Here is a 23,444-nt window from a genome sequence, read left to right as displayed (position 1 = left end):
GATTTTTCCTAAAACTAAGAATTTAGTTGATAAGTAAAAGTTAAAATTTTCAGGGGTTGGATGGGGTGGAAGGTTCAGCCGGCGAATCGCCTCCGCTCCTGATATGCACATCCTGCTGCGGGAAGGGGATCTCTATGCCATGACTGTTCAACGATTCGTAAATTTCCCGCAGCAGCTCGGATTTGACCGTCAGTCCCACGGCGATGTCGGTCCAGAAAAGCAGCCTGAAATCCACCGAGCTGTCGTTCAGCAAATGGATCACGACCAGCGGCGCCGGCAATTGCTGGATGTCTTTCTGCGCCTTGATGGCTTCTTCCAGCAAAACCTGCACCTGTTTCAGGTCCGACCCGTACGCCACGCCCACGATCAGTTCGCTGCGCTTCAGCTGGGTGGTGAGCGTCCAGTTGGTGATGTGCTGGGAAAGAAGATCGCCGTTCGGGACGATCACCACCGACCCTTCCACCGTCGCGATTTTACTGGCCCTGATCCCGATTTCCTTTACCGTTCCGGATTGTGTCCCGATATCCACCACGTCCCCGATCTCTACCGGCTTTTCGAAAGCCAGGATCACCCCGGAAACGAGGTTGTTCACGATGTTCTGCAAACCGAAGCCGATGCCCACGCTCAGCGCGCCGATGATGATGGTAAGCTTGTCCATCGGTATCCCCGACGCCGTGAACGCCAGTAAAATGCCCGCGCCCAGGACGCCGAGCCGGATGAGCAGTACGGCGCTGTTCCAGCGGTTCTTCTTCACGGAGCCGGAGCCGTCCTGGTGCCCGAAGATGAACATCATCACTTTACTGATCTGGAACGCGACCCAGATCACCGCGATGAAAATGAAGATGCTGGAAAAGCTGAACGTGGTGTTGCCCAGCTTGCGGTCTGCTTCCAGGAAGGCGAGCACCGTGTCGCGGATGATACCGTAGATATTGAGGTTGCGCAGCAGGATGGCGAACCAGGCCACCGCCGCCAGGAGATACAGTGTAGACCGGAGGCTTTCGCGGATGCGGTTGAAATCCAGGAAGGCCGCGAACCGGCTGTTGGATTTGCTGGCTTCCAGGTGCAGGTAAAACGTTTCGAACAGCAGCTGCACGAGTACCACGAGCGCCTGTGCGGAAATGAGGCCGAACACGGCGCTGATGCCGAAGAATTTGGCCAGCATTACCCGCCCGAAAATATTGGCGAACATCGCGGCGATCATCATGGCCATGGCGAGGTATACCACCAGGCGGGTGTATTCCGGCCAGTTGTAGGCGGTTTCCTGTTCCTGCCTTTTCAAAAACCGCCAGCAAACGAACAGCATGGCCGCCTGCAGTCCGAATTGCGCCCACCGTTCCGTGAAAGAGCTTTGGAGCAGGAGGTTGAGCAATGCATAGCCCACGTACACGGCGAGCATCGTGCCCCACAGCCAGCGCATCCACACGGGCATGTCGCGCGTTTGCAGGAGGCCTACGCAAATGGCCAGCACGGTCCACAGCATCACCATGAAAATGATCGGCGGGTTGGTGTAGAGGAAAGGCCCGAGCGTGAGGATGAAGATGAGCGAGGTGAGCAGGGGCTGCCGCGCGGCGAAGCGAGTATTCCCGAAGATGCCTTTTTTATCGTGATGATATTTTTTGATGCGGTAAATACTGGCCAGCAGCCATCCGAAATAGGCGAGGAACAGGGCGAGGTTGATCAGGTGAACGTCCCAGTTGTAGCGGAGGTAAAACGTGAACACGCGGTGGGTGGCGAGGATGGAGCCTTCCATTACCTGCGGGAAACTGTTTTCGTAATCGGCCGGCCGTGCGTTCCAGAGGTCTTTTTCCTCGCGTTTCCAGATGTTGCGCTGGGCGGTTTTGAGCTTGAAATCGACTTCGTCGAGCATATCGGTGATGGCGATATAATTCATGGCCACGCGGTTTTGCAGGAGGCCGAGGCGGAGGAGGCTGTTGCGGTTGGCGGTGTCTGCCTGCAGCCATTTGCGGTTGAGTTGCGACAGCTGGTTGACGTAGAGCGATTGCAGGCCGGGGTCTTTGGGCAGGCGTTCGAGCACCGTGTCGTGGAGGATTTGGTCGATCTCGCCGCTCATATCGGTCACGGCGCGGCTATACGAAGAAAGCGATTGTTGCCAGCGGTTGTGGGTTTGTTCCATTTCGAGGAGGATGACCTGGAGGGCGTTGAGGCTCCTGATATTGAGGGCGCGGGGATTGGTGAGGATCCCGGAGTGGAGGATTTTGACGAGGCGTTCCGATTCCGGGAGCTGGGCGGAAATCTCGGTGGTGTCGAACCCGCGGCGAAGGGTGTTGTTGACGCGGTTGAGCATTTTGGTGATGTTTTCCACGCGCTGGACCGCGTCGGTCACCACCGTATCGGAGGTTTTCTGCTTTGCGTCGGGGGTGATGGGGACCTGTACCGACTGTGCGCCGGCAGCGGTGGAAAACAGGATAAGGCAAAGGAGCGCGTAAACTCGGATAATCATGCCAATGGGTTGTATTGGAAAGTTAACTGAAATGTTGACGCTTCGGTTCATTTCCGGGCATAAAAAAAGGGCCCGAAGGCCCGGTTAAGTTGTGTAAAAGTTAATAACGTGCGATCAGCGGGGCGCATCGGGCGCCATGGCGATCATCATCACCGTATTGTCTACCGGTGCTTCCAGGGTCATTTCCTGGTAGGTGAGGGTAGCGTACCCTTTCATACGGGTAACGTCCAGCCGGTGCACATCGTGCCCCGGGAGGAAATACGATTCCTGGCCGTGAACGGTGACGGTGACATGCGAGATGTTCCGCCCTTCCTGACGGTGGAGATCGTTCAGGAAGCGGGAGATCGTGGTGTAGATGGGCTGATCTTCAGGGCCGGATGGCGGCATGTGTAATGGCATGGCTCTCGGTTTTTGGGTGTTTGACAATGGTTCCGCCGGGCGGGCGGAGGGTTATTGCAATGACGGTTCAAATGGCCCAAAACGGCCTGCCGGGCATTAACGTTTCCGGAAGCGGTTGCTCACGCTGGCAACGTTTTTCAGGAGTTTGTCGCCCACGGAAATGATCTTGTCCCGCTCGGCGTTGCTGATCGGGTAGGCCCCTTTGGCTTTCCGGTAAAAAGTGGCATTGCTCCATCCGCATTCAGTGCAGACGTGGTCCCGGAACGATTTTGGCAGCTGTACGAGCTCACTGTGCAGGTATACCAAAAGGTTGTGGGATGAAATCGGCGTCGTTTCCATGCAAAAAATTTTATCATTTTGATTTATTCTGGCACAAAATGTCAATAAAAATGTTATATTGATATTGTCTGTATCACATTTTATATTGACAACGATTACAAGTATACCAAAATATCTTTACATTGGAGTCGGTTTCAAAAAATATAATTCACGAAGGTGCGCGGCTCAAGCAGATCGTGCGGGACCGGGGTATGAAGATCCTGGACTTCGCCAGGCAGGCCGGTTTCAGCAACCAGATCGCGCATTATTATTTCCGCAAGGAGGCCATCAAGCGGTCTACCCTGCTGGAGTTCTGCACAATGTTGGGCATCAGCCTGGATGAATTTTACGGGTGGACGCATCCGCGCCGCGCGCTTCCCCAGCCTTTGCAGGACCTTCACCATGGCCACCGGCTGGACGCCCTTATCGAAGAGAAAGGGTTGAACAAGACGCGCCTCGCCAACCGCATGGCACTCAGCAGGCGGGCGCTGTATAACCTGCTGGACAAGCCCGCTTTCACGGGCGATCAGCTCAAAAAAGTCTGCCAGGTCCTGGAAATCAGTCAGAAAGAATTCCTCGGCGGAGCGGTAGACGATGACGGGGCGGAACTGGCGGAAACGGAAACCTGGAAAGATAAATATTATAAACTCCTGGAAGACTATAACCAGGCACTGCTCGAAATTGCCCGGCTCCGGGAAGGCGCATCGGCCGCATCCTGATAAAAAAGATGCTGCCACCTCATGGGCAGCAGCATCTCCAGGGTTTCACAGGTCAGGAACTTGAGGGCTTGATGTTAACAAATCACAGACGATATTTATAGCTGATTACCCCACAAAAGTATTGGCGCAGTGTTACTTGAATATTGCGGATCGGGAAAATTTTCTCCGCGATGAGGAAAAAAAGAACAGATTTACATATATTAGCAATCCTATATCTGTAAAACGAATCTATCCCTCGAACTATGAAACACTGCCTATTCGCCATGGCCATGTGCCTCATCCTGCTGGTGGGGAAAGCTCAGCAGGCATCCGCTCCCGAAGTAAAGGAATTTGAAACGTTCTGGAGGAAGGTGCACGCCGCCATCATGAAAAAAGACTTCCCAGCCGTATCCGGTTACATCGAATTCCCCCTCGTTGTCCGCAAAAGCATCTCCGATACGGCCGTTTCCACCGTTTCCGCCAAAGATTTCGCGACTTTTTTCAACGGCTACCTCGAAATGCCCGCCCGCGATCAGTTCATCAACAAGTATGGGCTCCTCAAATCCCGCCGCGATCTGAACGAAGACGACAAGTCCATGATCTCCGAAGATTCCGCCACCATGGAAGATTTCGAGTTCCAGAAAGTAGACGGACAGTGGAAACTGGTATACGTTTACGCCACCGCCGGGGAATGATCTGATCGTATTTTCACATATAAATTAAATCGCTACCGAGAAATTTTACACGGCATCTTCTAATTTTTTGAAGGGAAAAACAATTATTCCCTTAATTTTGCACGATTTTTTATGCGCTGAATTCGCACGGGAAATCGGATGGTTTTTCATTAAAAAACAGCTAATAACGAAGATGCCCAAAGACACATCAATCAAATCGGTTCTCATTATAGGTTCCGGTCCCATTATTATCGGTCAGGCTTGCGAATTTGACTATTCCGGCTCCCAGGCGGCCCGCTCCCTGCGGGAAGAAGGGATCAAGGTAATACTCATCAACTCCAATCCGGCCACGATCATGACCGACCCCATGATGGCCGACAAGGTTTATCTGTTGCCGCTCACCGTCGAAAGTATCGAGCAGATCCTGGAAGAGAATGAAATCGACGCCGTGCTCCCCACCATGGGTGGCCAGACGGCGCTGAACCTTTGTAAGGAAGTGGACGAACTGGGCATCTGGGAAAAATTCAACGTCCGCCTCATCGGGGTGGATATCAAGGCGATCGATAAAGCAGAAGACCGCGAACAGTTCCGCCAATGGATGATCCAGATCGGGATCCCCGTTGCGGAAGCACGCACGGCCAATTCCCTCCTCGAAGGCAAGGAATTTGCCCAGGAAATCGGGTTCCCCCTCGTAATCCGCCCCAGCTTCACCCTCGGTGGTACCGGCGGCGGCTTCGTGCACGACAAGGACGAGCTCGACGAAAAGCTCGACCGCGGCCTCAAAGCTTCCCCCGTTCACGAAGTGCTCGTGGAAAAAGCAGTGCTCGGCTGGAAGGAATACGAACTGGAACTGCTGCGCGACAGCAACGACAACGTGGTGATCATCTGTACCGTGGAGAACCTCGACCCCATGGGCGTGCACACCGGAGACTCCATCACCGTGGCACCGGCCATGACGCTCTCCGACACCGCGTTCCAGGACATGCGCAACAAAGCCATCATGATGATGCGCGACCTCGGCAACTTCGCCGGCGGCTGTAACGTTCAGTTCGCCATGAACCCCGAGAACGAAGAACTCATCGCCATCGAGATCAACCCCCGCGTATCCCGCTCCTCCGCACTCGCGTCCAAAGCAACCGGGTACCCCATCGCCAAGATCGCTTCCAAACTCGCTATCGGCTACACGCTCGACGAACTGGAAAACCAGATCACCCGCACTACCTCCGCCTACTTCGAGCCCGCGCTCGACTACGTAATAGTAAAAATGCCGCGCTGGAACTTCGACAAGTTCAAAGGCGCAGACGATACCCTCGGCCTCCAGATGAAATCCGTGGGCGAGGTAATGTCTATCGGCAGAACTTTCACCGAAGCCATCCAGAAAGCCTGCCAGTCGCTCGAAAACGACGCCGTAGGCCTCGGGTACTACGGTAAGTCCCTCATGAAAAGCGACGCACTGCTGGAAAAACTGAAGCGCCCCACCTGGGACCGCATCTTCCGCATCAAAGACGCGCTCATGGAAGGCGTTTCCGTGAAATCCATCCACCAGGCCACACAGATCGACCGCTGGTTCCTGCACCAGATCAACGATATCGTGACCCTGGAGAAACAGCTCATGGAGCACGATCTCGATTCCGTGCCCCTGCACCTGCTTAAGGAAGCCAAGCAAATGGGCTTCTCCGACAAACAGCTCGCCATCATCTTCACCAACTGTGAAGAAGACGAAGTATACGAGAAACGCAAGGCCGCCGGCATCGTGCGCACCTACAAAATGGTAGACACCTGCGCCGCCGAGTTCGAAGCGAAAACACCTTATTTCTACTCCACTTTCGATACCGAAAACGAATCCATCCCTTCCAACAAGAAGAAAGTGATCGTGCTCGGCTCCGGCCCCAACCGCATCGGCCAGGGCATCGAATTCGACTATTGCTGCACCCACGGCCTCCAGGCCATCCAGGAATCCGGTTACGAAGCCATCATGGTGAACTGTAACCCGGAAACCGTTTCCACCGACTTCGACATGGCCGACAAGCTGTACTTCGAACCGGTATACTGGGAGCACCTCTGGGAGATCATCGAACTGGAAAAGCCCGAAGGCGTGATCGTTCAGCTGGGTGGCCAGACCGCCCTGAAACTGGCGAAACGCCTCACCGAAAAAGGCGTCCGCATCATCGGTACCTCTTTCGATAACATGGACATCGCCGAAGACCGCGGCCGGTTCTCCGACCTGCTGAAAGACCTCGGCATCCCGTACCCCAAGTATGGCACCGCTTACAATACGGACGATGCCATCGAAGTGGCGAAGGAAGTAGGATACCCCGTACTGGTGCGCCCCTCCTACGTTTTGGGCGGCCAGCGCATGCGGATCGTCATCAACGAAGAAGAACTGGAACATTCGGTACTCAGCCTGCTGAAACACCTGCCCGGCAATAAAATCCTCATCGACCACTTCCTCGACCGTTGCCAGGAAGCCGAGATCGACGCGATCTTCGACGGTGAGAATTTCCACGTGATGGGCGTGATGGAGCATATCGAGCCGGCAGGTATCCACTCTGGCGACTCTAACGCCGTGCTGCCTGCATTCAACCTCACCGGCCTCGTGGTGACCACCATGGAATATTACGCGGAAAAGATCGCCCGTGCGCTCGATATCCGCGGATTGATCAATATCCAGTTCGCCATCAAAGACGGTAACGTGTTCGTGATCGAAGCCAATCCGCGCGCTTCCCGTACCACGCCGTTCATCGCCAAGGCGTACCAGGTGCCTTACCTGAACATCGCCACCAAAGTGATGCTGGGCGCCAACAAGCTCACCGATTTCACCATCAAAAAGAACCTCAAGGGTTATGCGATCAAGGAACCGGTGTTCTCCTTCAACAAGTTCCCGGGCGTGAACAAGGAGCTCGGCCCCGAGATGAAATCTACCGGCGAAGCCATCCGTTTCATCAAAGACCTCCGCGATCCTTACTTCCGGACTTTGTACAAAGAAAGAAGCATGCACCTCAGTAAATAAGAGGTTACAAATCATACGAAGGACCGCACCAGGCAACTGGTGCGGTTTTTTTGTGCGCAAAATCTCCGAAAATCGGAGAAACCCGGTTTGGCCATTTGATGCCGCCATCCTACATTGCAGCCAACATTGTTTGTGACCGATGAAGAACCACTCTTGGAAAGTTGCGCCTTTCCTGCGCCTGTTGCCGTTTTTGGCGGCAGGAGCCATTACCGGGACGTTCGTCCCCTCCATTCCCTGGATGATCATGACGTGCTGCTTGCTTTGCTGGGCCCTGCCGCCGTTGCTGGGGCTTCGTGCCCGGTTTGCCCTGCGTTGGCTGCAGGGGGCGGGCGTGACGGGAATGGTATTTTGTGTCGGCATGATGTTGCCCGCCGTCACCGACATCCGCCGGAACCCGCAATGGATCGGGCATTTTGGGAAAGATACCTTGCAGATGGCGCTGACGCTGACCGAAGTGCCGCAGCAGAAAGCCCGCTCCTGGAAAGCGGAATGCAGGCTGGAAAGTGTATGGGAAAACGGGCGGGCGATACCGGCGGAAGGGGCCATCATCCTGTATTTCGCCGATGATCCGAAAGCTGCTCCCGGCGACCGGCTTTTTACCTGCGCGCGCGCTGAGCCCGTCCGGAATGCCGGGAACCCGGGTGGGTACGATTATGCGGCGTATTGCACACGCCGCGGGATTTTTCACCGGGCGTTCGTAACAAAGGCGCAGTGGTGGCGGCTTCCGGGGAACGGGTTTTCGGTGCCGGAGCGATGGCTCTATAACGCACATGCGTATACGCTACGGACGTTGCAGCGTTACGTGCCGGGGAAGGAGCGCGCCGGTATCGCAGAGGCCTTGCTGGTGGGGTATCGCGCCAACCTCGACGCAGATGTGGTGCGGGATTATACGAATACGGGCGTTGTGCATATCATTGCCATATCCGGACTGCACCTGGGGCTTATTTACCTGGGCGGTGTCGCACTGCTGCGATGGCTGCCGAAACGCAGATGGGGCAATGTTTTGCGGGCTTTATTGCTGATCGCGGTGTTGTGGTTTTTCTCGCTGCTCACGGGAGCTTCGGCATCGGTGTTGCGGTCTGCCGTTATGTTTACGGCCATCGCGGCGGGAAGTTTTCTCATCAGCAGGCATGTTTCGCCTTACAACAACCTGGCGGCGGCTGCTTTCCTGCTCATCGCGGCGAAGCCCTCGTTTTTGGGGGACGCCGGTTTTCAACTGTCTTTCCTCGCAGTGGCGGGTATACAAATTTGTTACCGTCCGCTGTACGGGGTTTGGCTTCCCCGGTGGTCGTGGCTCGACAAAATCTGGCAGCTGGCCGCGGTTTCGCTGGCGGCGCAGGTGTTCACTTTGCCGGTGTGCCTGTATTATTTCCGGCAGTTCCCGGTATATTTTCTGCCGGCCAACCTGGTGGCGGTGCCGTGGAGCACGATGTTGCTGTACGGAGAACTGCTGCTGATGGCCGTTTCGGGATGGGAATGGGCGGCGGAATGGGTAGGGTGGGCCGTGGGATGGGGGATCGAAGGGATGAACGTCATCATCGGCCGGCTCGGCGATCTTCCGGGCGCGGTGTGGAGCCAGATACGGATCACCCTGGCGGAAACGATGATTTTATATGCGGCGATCGCACTGTTTGTGGTGGCGGGAGCGGTGGGAAGGAAGCGCTGGATGTGGGGGGCGGGAATTCTGATGGTGGCCTGGTCTGCGATGCACGGATGGGAGAAAATCAGCGCCTCCGCGCAGCGGCGCCTTGTGGTGATGAACATCCCCAAATTGACGCTGGTGGCGTATGTGGAAGGGCATGAAGGTTGGTATATCGGGGATAGCTCGCTGCAGAGCGCGAACGCTTTGGGGGGAGCGGAGTGGTATTGGAATGTGCACGGATTTTCGTTTGTGCCGGGACGTAAGTGGGTGAGCTGTGGCGGGAAGCGCCTCCTGGTGCTCGACGGAAAACTGCCGGCTCGCCCACCTGCCGTAAAAATTAAGATCGATTATATTTTATTATCACATAAAGCAGATGTCAATATCAGTCGCTTGCACCAATATTTCATATATGAACTCCTGATTTTTGACGCTTCCGTGCCTTCATTCCGGCTGGGGGAATGGAAAAATGCGTGTAAGGAACTAACTTTGCGCTGCTTTTCGGTTCCGGACGAAGGAGCCTTAGTTGTAAATCTCTAATTATTACTGTGCATGCAGAAGCAAATCAAATCCGCTTTGATCTCCGTGTTCTATAAAGACAACCTGGAGAACATCGTCAAAGCATTGGGCCAGCAGGGCGTAACCATTTATTCCACTGGCGGAACGCAGAAATTCATCGAGGATCTCGGTGTGAAATGCGTGGCTGTGGAAGACCTGACCGCGTATCCGTCGATCCTCGGCGGCCGCGTGAAAACCCTCCACCCGAAAGTATTTGGTGGCATCCTCGCCCGCCGGGAAAACCCCCAGGACCTGGAGCAGCTCGCCCAGTACGAGATTCCCGAGATCGACCTTGTGATCGTGGACCTCTATCCCTTCGAAGAAACCGTTAAAAGCACGACCGAAGAACAAGCCATCATCGAGAAGATCGACATCGGCGGTGTTTCCCTCATCCGTGCAGCCGGCAAGAACTATAAAGACGTGGTGATCGTTGCTTCCAAAGACCAGTACGGTTCCCTGGAGCAGGTGCTGGCAGAAGGCAAAGGCGCCACCACCCTGGAGCAGCGCCGTTTCTTCGCCGCTAAAGCATTCGAAGTTTGCGCACATTACGATGTAGCCATCGCTTCCTGGTGGATGCGTAACGAAGAAGTGAAAGATTATTTCCAGCTTTCCGTTCCCCAGGGCCAGGTTTGCCGCTACGGCGAAAACCCCCACCAGAAAGGCGTTTTCTATGGCAACCTCACAGAAATGTTCGACAAGCTCCACGGCAAGGAGCTTTCCTATAACAACCTGGTAGACGTAGACGCGGCCGTTCAGCTGATCGCCGAATTCAGCGAAACCACTTTCGCCGTGATCAAACACACCAACGTATGCGGCATCGCCAGCCGTGCAACGCTTTCCGAAGCCTGGGAAGCCGCCCTCGCCGGCGATAAGGAATCCGCCTTCGGCGGCGTGCTCGCCTGCAATAAGGTGGTAGACGCGGCTACGGCGCAATCCATCAACGAGATTTTCTTCGAAATCCTCATCGCCCCCGGCTTTGAGCCCGCAGCACTGGAAATCCTCCAGGCCAAGAAGAACCGCATCCTTCTGCTGCAAAAACAGCCCCTGAAATCCCCCAGCATGTTCAAAAACGTGCTGAACGGCGTGCTGGTGCAGGATAACGACGAAGGCAGCTTCAAAGAGTGGAACGATACCGGTGCCCAACCCGCCACAGCTGCACAGCGTGCCGACCTGGAATTTGCCAACATCGTTTGCAAACACCTCAAATCCAACGCCATCGCGCTGGTGAAAGATCGCCAGCTCGTAGGTAAAGGCTGCGGCCAAACCTCCCGCATCGACGCGCTCCGCCATGCGATCGAGAAAGCCAAACAATTCAACTTCAGCCTGGAAGGCGCTGCCATGGCGTCTGACGCGTTTTTCCCCTTCGACGATTGCGTGCGCATCGCACATGCAGAAGGCATCAACGCCGTGATCCAGCCCGGCGGCTCCATCCGCGACGCCGATTCCATCAACTTCGCCAAAGAAAACGGCATGGTGATGATCGTAACGGGCATGCGTCACTTCCGTCACTAATTGTGCATTTTAAGTAGTCCAATAACGAAAAGGCCGCCAGTATTGGCGGCCTTTTCGTTATTGGACTATTCCGGGGCTTTTTTTCATGCGTCAGAATAACTAATTCAACAAAAACAATTGCAATTATTATTTGTTAATAGGGAGATAACAAAGTATTAGCGTGAGAATCAATTGTATGGCGTGTTTCATTAACAAAGCCGCAACGATTGAAAAAGTTGCACAACTTTACCTTTGTTTGCGTTAGCAAAGATGCGTTTTTTTAGTTGTCGTAAAAAAGGAACTGCCCCGGAGATAAAATAGTTGAGTACTTTGGAAGATATATATTTAAGTGGCCTTGCAATTATTGGAATCTGAATCTTTACGATTGTTATAACTGGAATGTTTCGTGCACAAGTGATGCTTGTGCAATAATTTCCCGCAATGCACATATTTACGATAAAAGCCCCCGATCGCAGTAACGATGGGGGCTGGAATCAGGTGAGGTGTTCGATAATTTTTATCGCAATCACCAGCCGGAAAAGCCAAAGCATTAATTGGTCATTTCCATCTGATTCTGACTTTGTGGGTGTGAATGTCACCCGCTCTTTTGTATTACCCATACAAAGAAAAAAGGGTCGCTTTTTGTAGCGGCCCTTCTTTATTTGAATGGGCAACGGCGAATTTGAGTAAATACGGCTGCGAACTAGGTTAGCAATTTGTTAATCGGCGTCTCACTGCCAATATTTTACCTTTTTACGATAGTATATTCGTATTGCGAACGATTGCATAGTGGCCTGATGTTATCTATTGGTCAAACTGGTCGTGACATTTGCTAAATGTCTTCACAGTTTTAGCAATAATGTCTTATCCAGATTTTAACATCACACGCGTTACCCAGCCCAATAATTTTGTACTATTGCCACACAGCAAATGCCCTTTATACAGCAACATACGAGGAAGGAAGCCGATGACGCCGCGCTGGTCCGGGAATACAAGGAATCCGGTCAGCTGGAGACTTTGGCTGCGCTCTACGAGCGGTATATGGACCTCGTATACGGTGTTTGCCTCAAATACCTGGACGAAGACAGCGCCAAAGATGCCGTCATGCAGATTTTCGAAGAGTTGATAGGAAAAGTAAAACAGCATGAAATTCAATCGTTTAGAGGATGGCTGCACGTCCTGTCCAGGAACCACTGCCTCATGAAAATCCGTGCCGCCGGCACCCGCGGCAGGATCGTGGAAATGGATGACGAGGGATTTGTGGAATCCGGGCCTTTTTTTCATCCGGATAGTGGAAATGGGCTGGAAGATAACCTCCAGGCCATGGAACGCTGTATGGAACACCTGCCCGAAGAACAGAAAAAGAGCGTAGACCTGTTTTACCTGCAGGAAAAAAGCTACCGCGAAGTAGCCGAAATCACCGGCTACGACATGAACAAAGTGAAAAGCTACATCCAGAACGGAAAGAGAAATCTGAAGATCTGCATGGAGAAAAAATAAATGGCAACGCCGAAAAAACATATCGAGCCCACTGCGGACGTTATCCGCCGGTACCTGGCAGGCGAGCTGGACGATAAAACCATGCACGCCCTGGAGCACCAGGCCCTGGAAGACCCCTTCCTGGCCGAAGCGATCCAGGGATATGGCAAAAAACCCCATGCCCAGGAGCCCGCGCTGAACGATCTCCGCGCCCGCCTGCAGCAACGCGTGGCCCAACCGCCCATCGTACCCACAGGTACGGTACGCCGCATCGACCGCCGCTGGCTGGCCGCCGCAAGCGTATTGCTCCTTATCGCCATTTCGGCCGTATTCCTCATCAACCGCGGCCCCTCCGTGAAAGATGTAGCCCAGGAACTCCCCGCGGCCCCGCAAGCCCAGGACTCCGCCACGCCGCAAACCTTGCCTGCCCCCGCCGCAGCACAACCGGAATCCGCCAAAACCATCATCGCCAATTCCGCGGAAGATCAGCGCCAACCGCAAGAGGAAAAGAAAGCCGTGACAGCGTCCCGAAAAGCAAAACCGGCCCGCCAACACGCTGCGGAAGAAAAAGATCGGGCTTTCCAAAAAGCACAACAGTCCCGCGTTGCCGAAGATAAAGCCGCGGAAGCAGCACCCGCACTGGCGGCAGCACCTGCCCCAGCGCTCGCGCCCCCGCCTCCGCCGCCCGTTTCCACTTATGGATCCGGATTTGCCAACAAGGCAAAAGTCACCGACACGATTTACATCGGCCGGAAACCGTCTGAGTTGATGCGGAAAAACCCGCAGTCAGACGATATCGCCAGCAAAATGCAAGGCAAAGTGGCGGGCGTGGAATCCAATTATTCGTCCTATCACGAAGCGCACGACCTCCGCCTCATCAGCGGCAAGGTGCTCGACGCGTCTACCGGTGAGCTCATGCGCGGTGCCATCGTGCACGAACGGTCTACCAATAAACGCGTGATGACAGACAGTGCCGGCCAGTTTGCCTTCACGGTAAAGTCAGCGGCCCGTACCAGCCTCGACGTATCGCTGCTCGGATATAAAAACACGGTCGTAAACGTCCCGGAAAACAATAATTCGCTCGATATCTATCTCCCGACAGACGAAAAGGCCCTGTCTGAATCGGTCATCACCGGAGGGACCAGAGGCCGCGCCACACCCCAGCCAGGATTGGGCCAGGCCGCTTACCGCCAATATCTTGCCCTTTTGCCGCCGGTGCCCGTAGCGGCCCTGCCCGACTCGCTTTCCGGCGAAGTACGTGTAACGTTCACCGTACATCCCGACGGTTCCCTGCACAATGTAAAAGCCGATCGTCCTTTCCATCCCGCCGCAGGCGAAGCCGCCGTGAAACGGGTGGAAGAAGGTCCCAAATGGGTGCCGGTAAGCGGGCGCAAGCGCAAAGCGGAAATCAATGTGCCGGTGAAGCTCATCCCCATGAAATAAAAAAGACCGGCAAAACGCCGGCCTTTCCACTAATATTCAAGCATTCGAATCAATTATTTCTTCCGTTCCTTCCAAAGCTGGTTGAAAGACTTCGCCGCGAAAATGGGGAGCCCGCGTTCATCGTCGCCCCAGGCGCTGCCGAACAGTTTGCCTATCACGAAATTCTTCGTCTTTCCACCCACCAGGTTCATCATCCTGCGGCTGAGGCAAGCCTGTTTCCAGCCGAACCATCCCAGTTTTTCGCCGCCCCCGGTATGATGCTCTTCCACCGCTTTATGACGGTTGTGGAGCAGCAGTTCGTGCAGGTTGATGCGCACGGGGCACACTTCCGTGCAGTTGCCACACAGCGACGATGCATAGCTGAGGTGCATATATTCGCCCACGCCTTTCAGATGCGGCGTGATCACGGAGCCGATGGGGCCGCTGTAAGTTGTTTTGTAAGTATGGCCGCCGATGTTTTTATATACCGGGCAGGCGTTGAGGCAGGAGCCGCAGCGGATGCAATACAGGGCTTCGCGGGCTTCCACGTCTTTGAGCAGGTTGGTGCGGCCGTTGTCGAGGAAGATGACGTACATCTCTTCGGGGCCGTCCGTTTCGCCCTCCTGGCGCGGGCCGGAGAAGACGGAGTTGTAGGAAGTGATCTGCTGGCCCGTGCCGTAGGTGGCGAGCAGTGGCCAGAAAAGCGCGAGATCGTTGATGGAAGGCAGTACTTTTTCGATCCCGATCAGCGCGATGTGCGTTTTGGGGAAGGAAGTCGTCAGCCTGGCGTTGCCTTCGTTCTCCGTAACGGCGATACCGCCGATGTCGGCGATAACGAAGTTGGCGCCGGTGATGCCCACTTCCGCTTCCAGGTACTTCTGGCGGAGCTTGTCGCGGGCAACGAGCGTGAGTTGTTCGGGCGTGAGTGTAGACGGGGTCCCCAGTTTATCGTGGAAGAGGTCGGCCACTTGCTGCGCGCTTTTGTGCATGGCCGGCGTTACGATGTGGTAGGGAGGCTCTTCGTCCAGCTGCTGGATGTATTCGCCCAGGTCCGTTTCTACGCTTTCGATATTATGTTCTTGCAGGAAGTCGTTGAGATGGATTTCTTCCGTGGCCATGGATTTACTTTTCACCACGGATTTGCAGTTCTTGGCCTTGCAGATGGCGAGAATTTCTTCCCGCGCCTGTTCCGCCGTTTCGGCCCAGATCACCTTTCCGCCCCTTTTGATGAAATTCATTTCGAATTCCTCCAGGTGCTTGTCGAGGTTCTCGATGGCGCGCCATTTCACGTTTTTCGCCCGTTCGCGGGCGGTGGTAAGGTCAGCAAACTGCATCTTGCCGTTCTTGACCGCGGCGTTGTATTTGCCGATGTTGAAGTTGATCGTATTGCGGTGGCCGAGGTCCGCCGCTTTTACTTCACTTTCATTGAGAAATGTGCTGGCCGTTTTATTCATGGCTGTAAATATAGTCAAAATGTCTACTGCTGGACCCGTTACGCAAAGATTGAGCCTATTGTACAGGTCCTTGCAAAGATGCTATCAAAGTTTCATTCTTCTGTGCTGTACTGTCCTGTTGCGATCTGGTCGAGGACGTTGTAAAAATCTTCACCGTACTTTCTGACGAGGGCTTCTTTCAGGAACTTGTAAACCGGTACCTGCAGCTGGTTTCCGAGTTTGCAGGCGGGTTTGCAGATGCTCCATTTGTCGTAATTGACGGCCTCGAAGGATTCGTATTTGGTGATGCGGATGGGGTAGAGGTGGCAGGAAATGGGTTTCCGGTAATCGGTGGCGCCGGCTTTCCAGGCTTTCTCGATACCGCATCCCACGTGGCCGTTTTCGTCGATATCGGCGTAGGCGCAGATGGCGCCGTTGACGATGGGCGTAACGTGGCCATGCTCATCGTCCCAGGTATGGAGGCCTGTGGCTTCGATTTCGCGTATGCCTTCTTCGCGAAGGTACGGTTTGATGGAAGGGTATATGCGGCGGAGGGTTTCGAGTTCCGCTTCCTCCAGCGGCGCACCGCAATCGCCCGCTACGCAGCAGGCGCCTTTGCATGCGTTCAGGTTGCATACAAAATTTTTCTCGACCACATCATCGCTGATGTATTTGTCATCGATCACTATCATCTTGCTCTCAGTTTGGTCTCCATTTCAAGGTGTTCACGAGGTGCCGCATATCTTCTTCCACGAACCGGGTTACCGGTGCCAGGGAGTCCGCATTCGGCTGGGCGTAAAAATACAACGCTCCGCGCAGAAAATGGTTGCTGGAATCCGTCACGAAAAACTGTTTCGCCGAAGCCGCGTTTCCCGCCACTTCGTAAAACAGGCCCGAAACGCCGTTTGGCGTTGTAATGGCTTCTTCTTCAATGGATTCCGCTTTGTAGGTATGCTTGTAGGTGAGTTTGAACGCGTCGTTCACCAGCTTGTCCAGCGAATTTTTTTGGCCTACCTGCTTGTAGCTGAGGTAGATTTTACCGTCGAATTGGGGGATTTCGATGTTGATCCACCATGGATTTTCCGCTTTTTCATCGAAAAACAGGGTGTCTTTCACGATCCGGGCATATGTCGGATATTCGAAAGTATATGGGTATCCGGGCTCGTTGAACAGCTGGTAGTGCTTTTCGGGAAGGTCGATCTGGAAATAGCCCCTCGGTTTGGGCGTATGGCCGCGTTGCTGGCAGGCTGCGAAAATAAAAGCGAAAGTCAGGAGCGGGAGGAGGCGTTTCATTCCGTTTCGATGTCTGATTTGATGCTGACCTGTACCTTCTGGATGCGCATTTTGGTGACTTCCAGGATGGTGAAATCGAAGTTGCCGTAGCTGATGACGCTGTTTTCTTCCGGGAATTTACCGGAAAGCTCCAGGATGAGGCCCCCGATGGAATCGCTTTCGCCTTTCACCTGTTCAAAGGTGTCGGGCGCGATGTTCAGGATGCGGCACACGTCGTTCAGCATGGTCTTGCCTTCGAACACATAGGTATGGTCGTTGACTTTATTGTAGTTGAATTCTTCTTCGTCGAACTCGTCTTTGATATCCCCGATCACTTCCTCCATAATATCTTCCAGGGTCACGATGCCGGAAGTGCCGCCGAATTCGTCTACCACCACGGCAAAATGCATGTGGCGGGTCTGGAATTCGTTGAGCAGGTCTTCGATCAGTTTATGCTCATGGACGAAAAACGGCTGGCGCATCACTTCGTGCCAGTCGAACGAGTCCCCTTTCCCCAGGTGCTGCAGCAGATCTTTGGTGTGGATCACGCCCACGATGGTGTCGAGGTTGTTTTTATACACGGGAAGCCGGGAATAATGGAGGTCTGCCACATGTTTGGTGACTTCGCTGAAGGGGAGGTCGAATTCGAGGCCGTTGACATCGAGCCGCGTGCGCATGATCTGTTTCACGGCGATGTTGCCGAATTTGAGGATGCCGCGCACGATGTTTTTCTCTTCCTGCGACGCGCCCGGTTCCACGCTCATCTCGATCACTTCGTCGATCTCGCGGTAGTTGATGGGTTTGGTGTTGCGGTGGAAGAGGCGCGCCTCGATGCTTTCGCTGAGGTTCACGAAGAAATTGCTCACCGGTTCGAGCGTGGCGTGGATGAGATGGACCAGCCAGGCGAAATAGGTGGCGAAGCGCATGTTGTTCTGGGTGGCCCACACGCGCGGGAGGATCTGTCCGAAGAAGAGGAGCACCAGGGTGATGATGGCGATGCGGACCACGAAGGAAACCACGGCCAGCTCCTGGAGCGACTCTACCTGGTAAATAAGGTAATTGGTGATGAAGATGAAGGCGATGTTGAAAAGGATGTTGGCGATCTGGAGGGATGCCAGCAGCGATTTCGGCTTTTCGAGCAGGCGCGTGATGGTGCGGCCGGCGTTGTTCTGCCTGGTTTTGAGGACGTTAAGGTCTTTGTAGTTCAGTGAAAAGAAGGCAACTTCTGCGCCAGACACGATGAAGGTGAGCAGGAGCAGAATGAAAATGACCAGCAGGAACACCAGGACATTCACATCGGGGGCGGCGGCCGGCGCCGGGTTTTGCAGGAAAACATTCAGTAACGGTAGCATGCTAGCCGAAAAATAAGCCAAGATGATGAGCTTTGGTCAAAAATAAGGGGAAAGTAATTCAGGTCTTGGAGAGGTGAATCGCTTTCCCGCGTGCAAATATAAAGAATGTCCCGATACGGCAAGGAAAAGGAGCGGGCCTTGCCCCGGGGTGGTTTTTCAAAACGGTAGATCGTCGGCAGCCTCGCCCATGGGCGGGATCTCGATGCCGGGGAAACCTTCTCCATGATGGCCGGGGCCGCTTTGCTGCCCGGAGGAGGAGCCGGAACCGTGGGAAATGGCATGGTCGCCATTGCCGACGTCCATCCGCTTGTCGAGCATCACGAGGTTATCGCCCACCACTTCGGTGGCGAATTTCTTGTTGCCCTCCTTGTCTTCCCAGCTGCGGGTGCGGAGGCGCCCCTCGATATAGACGAGGCTTCCTTTGTGGAGGTATTTCTGGGCCAGCTCTGCCAGGCCCCTCCAGAGCACGACTGTGTGCCATTCTGTCTGGGAAATCAGCTTGCCGGCGCGGTCTTTGAAAGTTTCCGTAGTGGCCAGTGAGAATTTTGCCACTGCTATGTTGCCTTCCAGGAACTGAACATCGGGGTCTCTGCCAAGATTGCCAATCAGGATTACTTTATTAACACCTCTCATAATTGTAGGTTTTAATTCTGTCCTATGTTTAAAAAATCATCTCACGGTCAACCTTACTAAAGTTAATGTTTTTTCTAATCGGGTACACAAAAAATTATCGGCCGAGGGCACGAATATTTTTTATAAGTCGTTATAAATGAATGGTACCGGAGTGCGGCCCGATCGTCATCCTTTCAGGAAATCGACGATGATCTTCGGAAAAGCGAGCAGTTCCAGTTCGGCTGCGCTCACGGCGCGGAAGCCTTCGGGCGGCAAAATGGCCTTTTCCGGCCCGATCCGCAGGAAGCGGGCGTGGATGGTTTGATGGGTGAGCTGCTGTTTCCTTTCCGGGAAAACCTGCTCCACTGTTACGGCGCCGGGGCCTACCAGGGCGCGGAAGGCCGGGGAGGCGAGCAGTTCGGCTTCGGAGACGGGCGCCGGGGTCTCGATCATGGGGAATTCGTGGAGGTTTTCCCAGATGTCTTTGCCGGTCCGCTTGCGGACGTACCGCAGCGAGCCTTTGCCTAGCAACAAATAATAGAAATATCTTTTTTTTATGCGTAATTTTTTGGATTTTACAGGAACGAGATCTGTTAATCCTTTTTGAAAAGCTACGCATTGGGAGGATAACCGGCAAGATTTGCAGTGTGGAGTCTGCGGTTTGCAGACTACGGCCCCGAAGTCCATGATCGCCTGATTATAAGTGCCGGCCTGTTGCACGGGAAGTACGTCCTGGGCAAGTTGAGTGAAAAGTTTTTTGCCCGCGGTGGTATCCGTGGGCGTGTCGATACCGAAGAACCGCGCCAGTACGCGGTATACGTTGCCGTCCAGCACGGCGTGGGGGAGGTTGTACGCGAAAGAAGCGATGGCGGCGGCGGTGTAAGGGCCAACGCCTTTCAGTGCGGAGATGCCTTCGTAGGTGCGGGGGAAGCGGCCGTTCCAATCGCGGGCCACGGTGCGGGCGGCGGCGAGCATGTTTTTGCAGCGGGCGTAGTAGCCGAGGCCCTGCCAGAGGCGGAAAACTTCTTCGTCGGGCGCGTCGGCGAGCTCGGTGATGGTGGGATAGGCGGAAATGAAGCGTTCGTAATAGGGGCGGCCCTGTTCCACGCGGGTTTGCTGGAGGATGATCTCGGAGAGCCAGATGCGGTAGGGGTCTTTTTCCTGCTTCCAGGGCATGGACCGGTCGTTCTGCAGCTCATTCCAGGCCAGGATACCCGCGGTAAAAAATTGCTTCATATCGGTCATTTGCACAAAATAATTTATATATGTCGATTGATTTCTATATATTCGCTGTCCCGAAACCTTTGATGGTATTGTGTTGCAATGATTTACGGGTTGGTTGAGAACGCAAATAAACGTATTTTTATAACCTGCTATCTATAACAAAAAATAATAAATTTTATTTGCTTGAAAATAGAGCGATTAAATTTTTTTATTTAACTTTGAAAACAAGTAATCCTCCGATTCATTATGAGAAAAGCTGATGTGATTAACAACATTGCTGAAAAAACCGGCATCCCGAAAGTAGACGTGTTAGTAACACTCGAAGCCCTGTTCAAGGAAGTGAAGGAGGCGTTGGCTAATGGCGAGCATATCTACATCCGCGGATTTGGCAGCTTTATTACGAAAAAAAGGGCCGCCAAGATCGGGCGCAACATCAAAAAGAATGTGGCCGTGGAAATCCCCGAGCACTACATTCCGGCGTTTAAACCGTCGAAAGAATTTGTTGCAGAGGTAAAGAAGCTTAAAAGTTCATAGATTTGCATCCTAATATTGGAATAGGGTGCAAAGAAATCAACTATTGCTGATTGGCCTCGGTGTTGCCGCAGTTATCGCTTTGTTCGCGTTCGGCCGAATTTCGCCGAAGGTGCATGATCACGACCATGCCGCCCCCGGCATGGCTATGCCACAAGGGAATACCGCTACTGCAGCGGATTTCAAGGACTTATTGCAGAAGGCCAAGGAACGAGTTCCTGCCGAAAGGCTGGGAGAGATCTCCCGGCTGGATAATGCTGTAGTGCGCGGAGACGTGCAGACGCAGCAAATCAATGCCTACCGCCAGCTTTACCTCCTCTGGGACGGCCTCAACGAGGCGCCCATCGCCGCACATTATGCCGGAGAAGCAGCCAAGTTGGAAAATTCCGGAAAAAACCTCACCTTTGCAGCCAATTTATTTTTGGAGCACCTTTCACACACCCAGGACCCTGCGGTGAAATTGTGGGAAGTTTCATCCGCGCTTGAATTGCTCGACCGGGCCATCGCCCTGGAACCCGGCAACGATACGCTGAAACTGAGAAAAGGAGCCCTCATCGTGGATTATACCGGCGAGCCCATGAAAGGCATCGGCATCCTCCGCGAAGTGGCAGAAAAGAACCCGGATTTCCTGGACGCCCAGCTCACCCTGGCAAATTTCTCCATTAAATCCGGCCAGTTCGACAAGGCGATCGAAAGAATGGACAAAGTCCTCGAACGCACGCCCAACGAGCCCAAAGCGCTTTTCCTCCAGGCTGTGGCCTACCAGAGCAAAGGGGAAAACGAAAAAGCGGTAGACCTGCTCCGGCAGTGCCGCAAAATGATCAAAGACCCCGCCTTGGCGGCCGAGATCGACGAATACATAAAAAGTATTAAATAGTATTTTATAAAACATTAAAAAAATTACAAGCGTATGCCCTGCGGAAAGAAAAGAAAGAGACATAAAATCGCAACCCACAAGCGTAAGAAAAGACTGAGAAAGAACCGCCACAAGAAAGGCAAGAAATAATTCTCCTGTTTCCCCGCCATTTATACTAAGCATATAGATAGCCGGAGGGGCTGCGCGATAAATTTTTTAATGCAATCCTGCATGATGTTAGCATTAATCATTAAATTGCTAGTGTCATGCAGGTTGTTTTCGTAGTCAGCCCCGCAGACACCACGGATACCTGTATATCACTGAACCCTTTGCAATCCCCTCTCGACGACGTGTAAGCCGCCAGACCACCGGCTACAACCGGGAATGCTGTACCCCCTTGTCAACCCACAGAGCACCGAGAGGGTCGCATAAAGTGAAAGTATTTATGGATAAAATTTTGACGCTTGAATAAGGAATTGATTATAAATGCAGCACCGTCCGGTGTTGAAATTGCATTGCTGGAAGATAAGAAGTTGGTAGAGCTGCATCACGAAAGCGGCAATCCTAATTTTGCAGTGGGGGACCTTTATTTAGGCAAAGTAAAAAAACTCATCCCAGGCCTGAACGCGGCTTTCGTGGACGTAGGGTTCGAAAAAGACGCCTTCCTCCATTACACCGACCTCAGCCCGTACATCCGCTCCATCCTGAAGTTCACCAACCAGGCTATCTCCGACAAATCCGGCGCTTTCGACTTCGGCAAATTCAAAAATGAGCCCGAAATCATCAAAACCGGTAAAATAACGGAAGTCCTCGGCGGAAAACCCAACATCCTCGTCCAGATCCTCAAGGAGCCCATTTCTTCGAAAGGCCCGCGCCTCAGCTGCGAAATCTCCCTCCCGGGAAGGTTCATCGTCATCACCCCGTTCAACAACATCGTGGCCGTCTCCAAAAAGATCCACTCCTCCGAAGAACGGAAAAGGCTCCAGAAGATCGTCGAAGCCATCAAACCGCCCAATTTCGGCGTCATCGTCCGCACCGCCGCCGAAGGAAAGAAAACCGCCGAGCTCCACGAAGACCTCACCACCCTGGTAAGCACCTGGCACACCATCCAGGAAAACCTCCGGAACGGCCAGGCCCCGCAGAAAATCCTCAGCGAACAAACCAAAACCACCAGCATCCTCCGCGATCTGCTGAACGAATCCTTCAACAGGATCGTCATCAACGATAAAAATATTTACACCGATACTAAAACGTATATCCAGAAGATAGCGCCCGAAAAGCAGGACATCGTCACCTACTACCACAACGGCGCCCCCATCTTCGACCACTTCGGCGTCACCCGGCAGGTAAAAGCCTCCTTCGGCAAAACCGTCAACCTCGACTCCGGCGTGTATCTCATCATCGAAGCCACGGAAGCCCTCCACGTCATCGACGTCAACTCGGGCTACAAAAGCTCCAGCAACAACCAGGAACAAAACGCCCTCGCGTCCAACCTGGAAGCCGCAGCGGAAATCGCCCGGCAGCTGCGCCTCCGCGACCTCGGCGGCATCATCATCATCGATTTCATCGATATGAAACTGCCGGAGAACAAAAAGAACGTATACGAAGCCATGGAGAAATTCATGGCGACAGACAGGGCCAAACACACCATTTTGCCCATCTCCAAGTTCGGGCTCATGCAAATCACCCGCCAGCGGGTAAAACCGGAAATCACCATTTCCGTTGCCGAAGATTGCCCCACCTGCAAAGGCACCGGCAAAATCGGCGCTTCCATGCTCATCGTGGAAGATATCGAGAAGAACCTCCAGTATCTCCTCAACCACCAGCACAAAGGGCTCACCATCCGCGTGCACCCCATCCTCTACGCCTACCTCACCAAAGGCTGGCTCCGCAGCCGCCAGTGGAAATGGTACTTCGCGTACAAGAAATGGATCAAGCTCCGTGCTGATTCCAACTACCATCTCACGGAATACCACTTCTTCGATAACAACGACGAAGAAATCAAGCTCTGATAT

19 protein-coding genes are annotated in these 23,444 nt (G+C 53.7%); 10 read left to right on the top strand and 9 right to left on the bottom strand.

Annotated elements, in window-relative coordinates; genetic code table 11:
* Positions 1-49 precede the first annotated feature (49 nt).
* The 3 genes from ACQKLP_RS24895 to ACQKLP_RS24885 form a co-directional block, all read right to left on the bottom strand.
* Complete coding sequence (locus tag ACQKLP_RS24895) at positions 50-2,461, bottom strand: mechanosensitive ion channel family protein (protein WP_427325785.1); 2,412 nt, start codon at positions 2,459-2,461, stop codon at positions 50-52.
* A gap of 114 nt (positions 2,462-2,575) precedes the next feature.
* Entirely contained in the window at positions 2,576-2,860 is a 285-nt protein-coding gene (locus ACQKLP_RS24890; protein WP_427325783.1) for a hypothetical protein, read from the bottom strand.
* Positions 2,861-2,956: 96 nt separating this feature from the next.
* Positions 2,957-3,199 (bottom strand): hypothetical protein, encoded by a 243-nt coding sequence (locus ACQKLP_RS24885; protein ID WP_427325782.1) that lies wholly within the window; start codon positions 3,197-3,199, stop codon positions 2,957-2,959.
* 122 nt (positions 3,200-3,321) lie between these two features.
* Between ACQKLP_RS24885 and ACQKLP_RS24880 the strand changes: the two genes are divergently transcribed.
* From ACQKLP_RS24880 to ACQKLP_RS24850, 7 genes are all read left to right on the top strand, one after another.
* Positions 3,322-3,897, top strand: coding sequence for a helix-turn-helix domain-containing protein (locus ACQKLP_RS24880; RefSeq protein WP_427325780.1), 576 nt, complete (start codon positions 3,322-3,324; stop codon positions 3,895-3,897).
* A gap of 242 nt (positions 3,898-4,139) precedes the next feature.
* On the top strand, positions 4,140-4,571 hold the full coding sequence (locus ACQKLP_RS24875) for a hypothetical protein (protein WP_427325779.1): 432 nt from the start codon (positions 4,140-4,142) through the stop codon (positions 4,569-4,571).
* A gap of 172 nt (positions 4,572-4,743) precedes the next feature.
* Entirely contained in the window at positions 4,744-7,560 is a 2,817-nt protein-coding gene (gene carB, locus ACQKLP_RS24870; protein WP_427325778.1) for a carbamoyl-phosphate synthase large subunit, read from the top strand.
* Positions 7,561-7,699: 139 nt separating this feature from the next.
* Positions 7,700-9,739 (top strand): ComEC/Rec2 family competence protein, encoded by a 2,040-nt coding sequence (locus tag ACQKLP_RS24865; protein WP_427325777.1) that lies wholly within the window; start codon positions 7,700-7,702, stop codon positions 9,737-9,739.
* Positions 9,740-9,751: 12 nt separating this feature from the next.
* Complete coding sequence (gene purH, locus ACQKLP_RS24860; RefSeq protein ID WP_427325776.1) at positions 9,752-11,269, top strand: bifunctional phosphoribosylaminoimidazolecarboxamide formyltransferase/IMP cyclohydrolase; 1,518 nt, start codon at positions 9,752-9,754, stop codon at positions 11,267-11,269.
* Positions 11,270-12,178: 909 nt separating this feature from the next.
* On the top strand, positions 12,179-12,748 hold the full coding sequence (locus ACQKLP_RS24855; protein ID WP_427325775.1) for an RNA polymerase sigma factor: 570 nt from the start codon (positions 12,179-12,181) through the stop codon (positions 12,746-12,748).
* Positions 12,749-14,170: a carboxypeptidase-like regulatory domain-containing protein gene (locus tag ACQKLP_RS24850; protein WP_427325774.1), complete on the top strand. Its 1,422-nt coding sequence runs from the start codon at positions 12,749-12,751 to the stop codon at positions 14,168-14,170.
* Between the two features lie 53 nt (positions 14,171-14,223).
* Here ACQKLP_RS24850 and ACQKLP_RS24845 read toward each other — a convergent pair whose 3' ends face one another.
* From ACQKLP_RS24845 to mutY, 6 genes are all read right to left on the bottom strand, one after another.
* Complete coding sequence (locus ACQKLP_RS24845; RefSeq protein WP_427325773.1) at positions 14,224-15,603, bottom strand: LutB/LldF family L-lactate oxidation iron-sulfur protein; 1,380 nt, start codon at positions 15,601-15,603, stop codon at positions 14,224-14,226.
* A gap of 92 nt (positions 15,604-15,695) precedes the next feature.
* On the bottom strand, positions 15,696-16,274 hold the full coding sequence (locus ACQKLP_RS24840; RefSeq protein WP_427325772.1) for a DUF3109 family protein: 579 nt from the start codon (positions 16,272-16,274) through the stop codon (positions 15,696-15,698).
* 7 nt (positions 16,275-16,281) lie between these two features.
* Complete coding sequence (gldD, locus tag ACQKLP_RS24835) at positions 16,282-16,875, bottom strand: gliding motility lipoprotein GldD (protein ID WP_427325771.1); 594 nt, start codon at positions 16,873-16,875, stop codon at positions 16,282-16,284.
* Positions 16,872-18,206 (bottom strand): gliding motility-associated protein GldE, encoded by a 1,335-nt coding sequence (gene gldE / locus ACQKLP_RS24830; protein ID WP_341841927.1) that lies wholly within the window; start codon positions 18,204-18,206, stop codon positions 16,872-16,874. Before gldE ends, gldD begins: the two co-directional genes overlap by 4 nt.
* Positions 18,207-18,362: 156 nt before the next feature.
* Complete coding sequence (locus ACQKLP_RS24825; RefSeq protein WP_427325769.1) at positions 18,363-18,839, bottom strand: single-stranded DNA-binding protein; 477 nt, start codon at positions 18,837-18,839, stop codon at positions 18,363-18,365.
* 165 nt (positions 18,840-19,004) lie between these two features.
* A complete protein-coding gene (mutY, locus tag ACQKLP_RS24820) occupies positions 19,005-20,054 on the bottom strand; it encodes an A/G-specific adenine glycosylase (protein WP_427325768.1) in 1,050 nt (349 codons plus the stop codon).
* A gap of 234 nt (positions 20,055-20,288) precedes the next feature.
* Here mutY and ACQKLP_RS24815 point away from each other — a divergent pair, with 234 nt between their 5' ends.
* From ACQKLP_RS24815 to ACQKLP_RS24805, 3 genes are all read left to right on the top strand, one after another.
* Positions 20,289-20,576: an HU family DNA-binding protein gene (locus ACQKLP_RS24815; protein ID WP_427325767.1), complete on the top strand. Its 288-nt coding sequence runs from the start codon at positions 20,289-20,291 to the stop codon at positions 20,574-20,576.
* Positions 20,577-20,601: 25 nt separating this feature from the next.
* Entirely contained in the window at positions 20,602-21,450 is an 849-nt protein-coding gene (locus ACQKLP_RS24810; protein ID WP_427325766.1) for a tetratricopeptide repeat protein, read from the top strand.
* A 443-nt stretch (positions 21,451-21,893) separates the two neighbouring features.
* Positions 21,894-23,441, top strand: coding sequence for an Rne/Rng family ribonuclease (locus ACQKLP_RS24805; RefSeq protein WP_427325765.1), 1,548 nt, complete (start codon positions 21,894-21,896; stop codon positions 23,439-23,441).
* Positions 23,442-23,444: the final 3 nt, after the last annotated feature.

The organism is Chitinophaga sp. NPDC101104, assembly GCF_050277495.1.
In the GTDB taxonomy this organism is placed as follows: Bacteria; Bacteroidota; Bacteroidia; order Chitinophagales; family Chitinophagaceae; genus Chitinophaga.
The sequence above is the reverse complement of the archived record's forward strand: the minus strand, read 5'-3'. Positions and strand labels throughout refer to the sequence as shown.

Coding starts and splice junctions, on each gene's coding strand:
- ACQKLP_RS24895 (WP_427325785.1), bottom strand. CDS start 2,461: ATGATTATCCGAGTTTACGCGCTCCTTTGCCTTATCCTGTTTTCCACC.
- ACQKLP_RS24890 (WP_427325783.1), bottom strand. CDS start 2,860: ATGCCATTACACATGCCGCCATCCGGCCCTGAAGATCAGCCCATCTAC.
- ACQKLP_RS24885 (WP_427325782.1), bottom strand. CDS start 3,199: ATGGAAACGACGCCGATTTCATCCCACAACCTTTTGGTATACCTGCAC.
- ACQKLP_RS24875 (WP_427325779.1), top strand. CDS start 4,140: ATGAAACACTGCCTATTCGCCATGGCCATGTGCCTCATCCTGCTGGTG.
- carB (WP_427325778.1), top strand. CDS start 4,744: ATGCCCAAAGACACATCAATCAAATCGGTTCTCATTATAGGTTCCGGT.
- ACQKLP_RS24865 (WP_427325777.1), top strand. CDS start 7,700: ATGAAGAACCACTCTTGGAAAGTTGCGCCTTTCCTGCGCCTGTTGCCG.
- purH (WP_427325776.1), top strand. CDS start 9,752: ATGCAGAAGCAAATCAAATCCGCTTTGATCTCCGTGTTCTATAAAGAC.
- ACQKLP_RS24855 (WP_427325775.1), top strand. CDS start 12,179: ATGCCCTTTATACAGCAACATACGAGGAAGGAAGCCGATGACGCCGCG.
- ACQKLP_RS24850 (WP_427325774.1), top strand. CDS start 12,749: ATGGCAACGCCGAAAAAACATATCGAGCCCACTGCGGACGTTATCCGC.
- ACQKLP_RS24845 (WP_427325773.1), bottom strand. CDS start 15,603: ATGAATAAAACGGCCAGCACATTTCTCAATGAAAGTGAAGTAAAAGCG.
- ACQKLP_RS24840 (WP_427325772.1), bottom strand. CDS start 16,274: ATGATAGTGATCGATGACAAATACATCAGCGATGATGTGGTCGAGAAA.
- gldD (WP_427325771.1), bottom strand. CDS start 16,875: ATGAAACGCCTCCTCCCGCTCCTGACTTTCGCTTTTATTTTCGCAGCC.
- gldE (WP_341841927.1), bottom strand. CDS start 18,206: ATGCTACCGTTACTGAATGTTTTCCTGCAAAACCCGGCGCCGGCCGCC.
- ACQKLP_RS24825 (WP_427325769.1), bottom strand. CDS start 18,839: ATGAGAGGTGTTAATAAAGTAATCCTGATTGGCAATCTTGGCAGAGAC.
- mutY (WP_427325768.1), bottom strand. CDS start 20,054: ATGAAGCAATTTTTTACCGCGGGTATCCTGGCCTGGAATGAGCTGCAG.
- ACQKLP_RS24815 (WP_427325767.1), top strand. CDS start 20,289: ATGAGAAAAGCTGATGTGATTAACAACATTGCTGAAAAAACCGGCATC.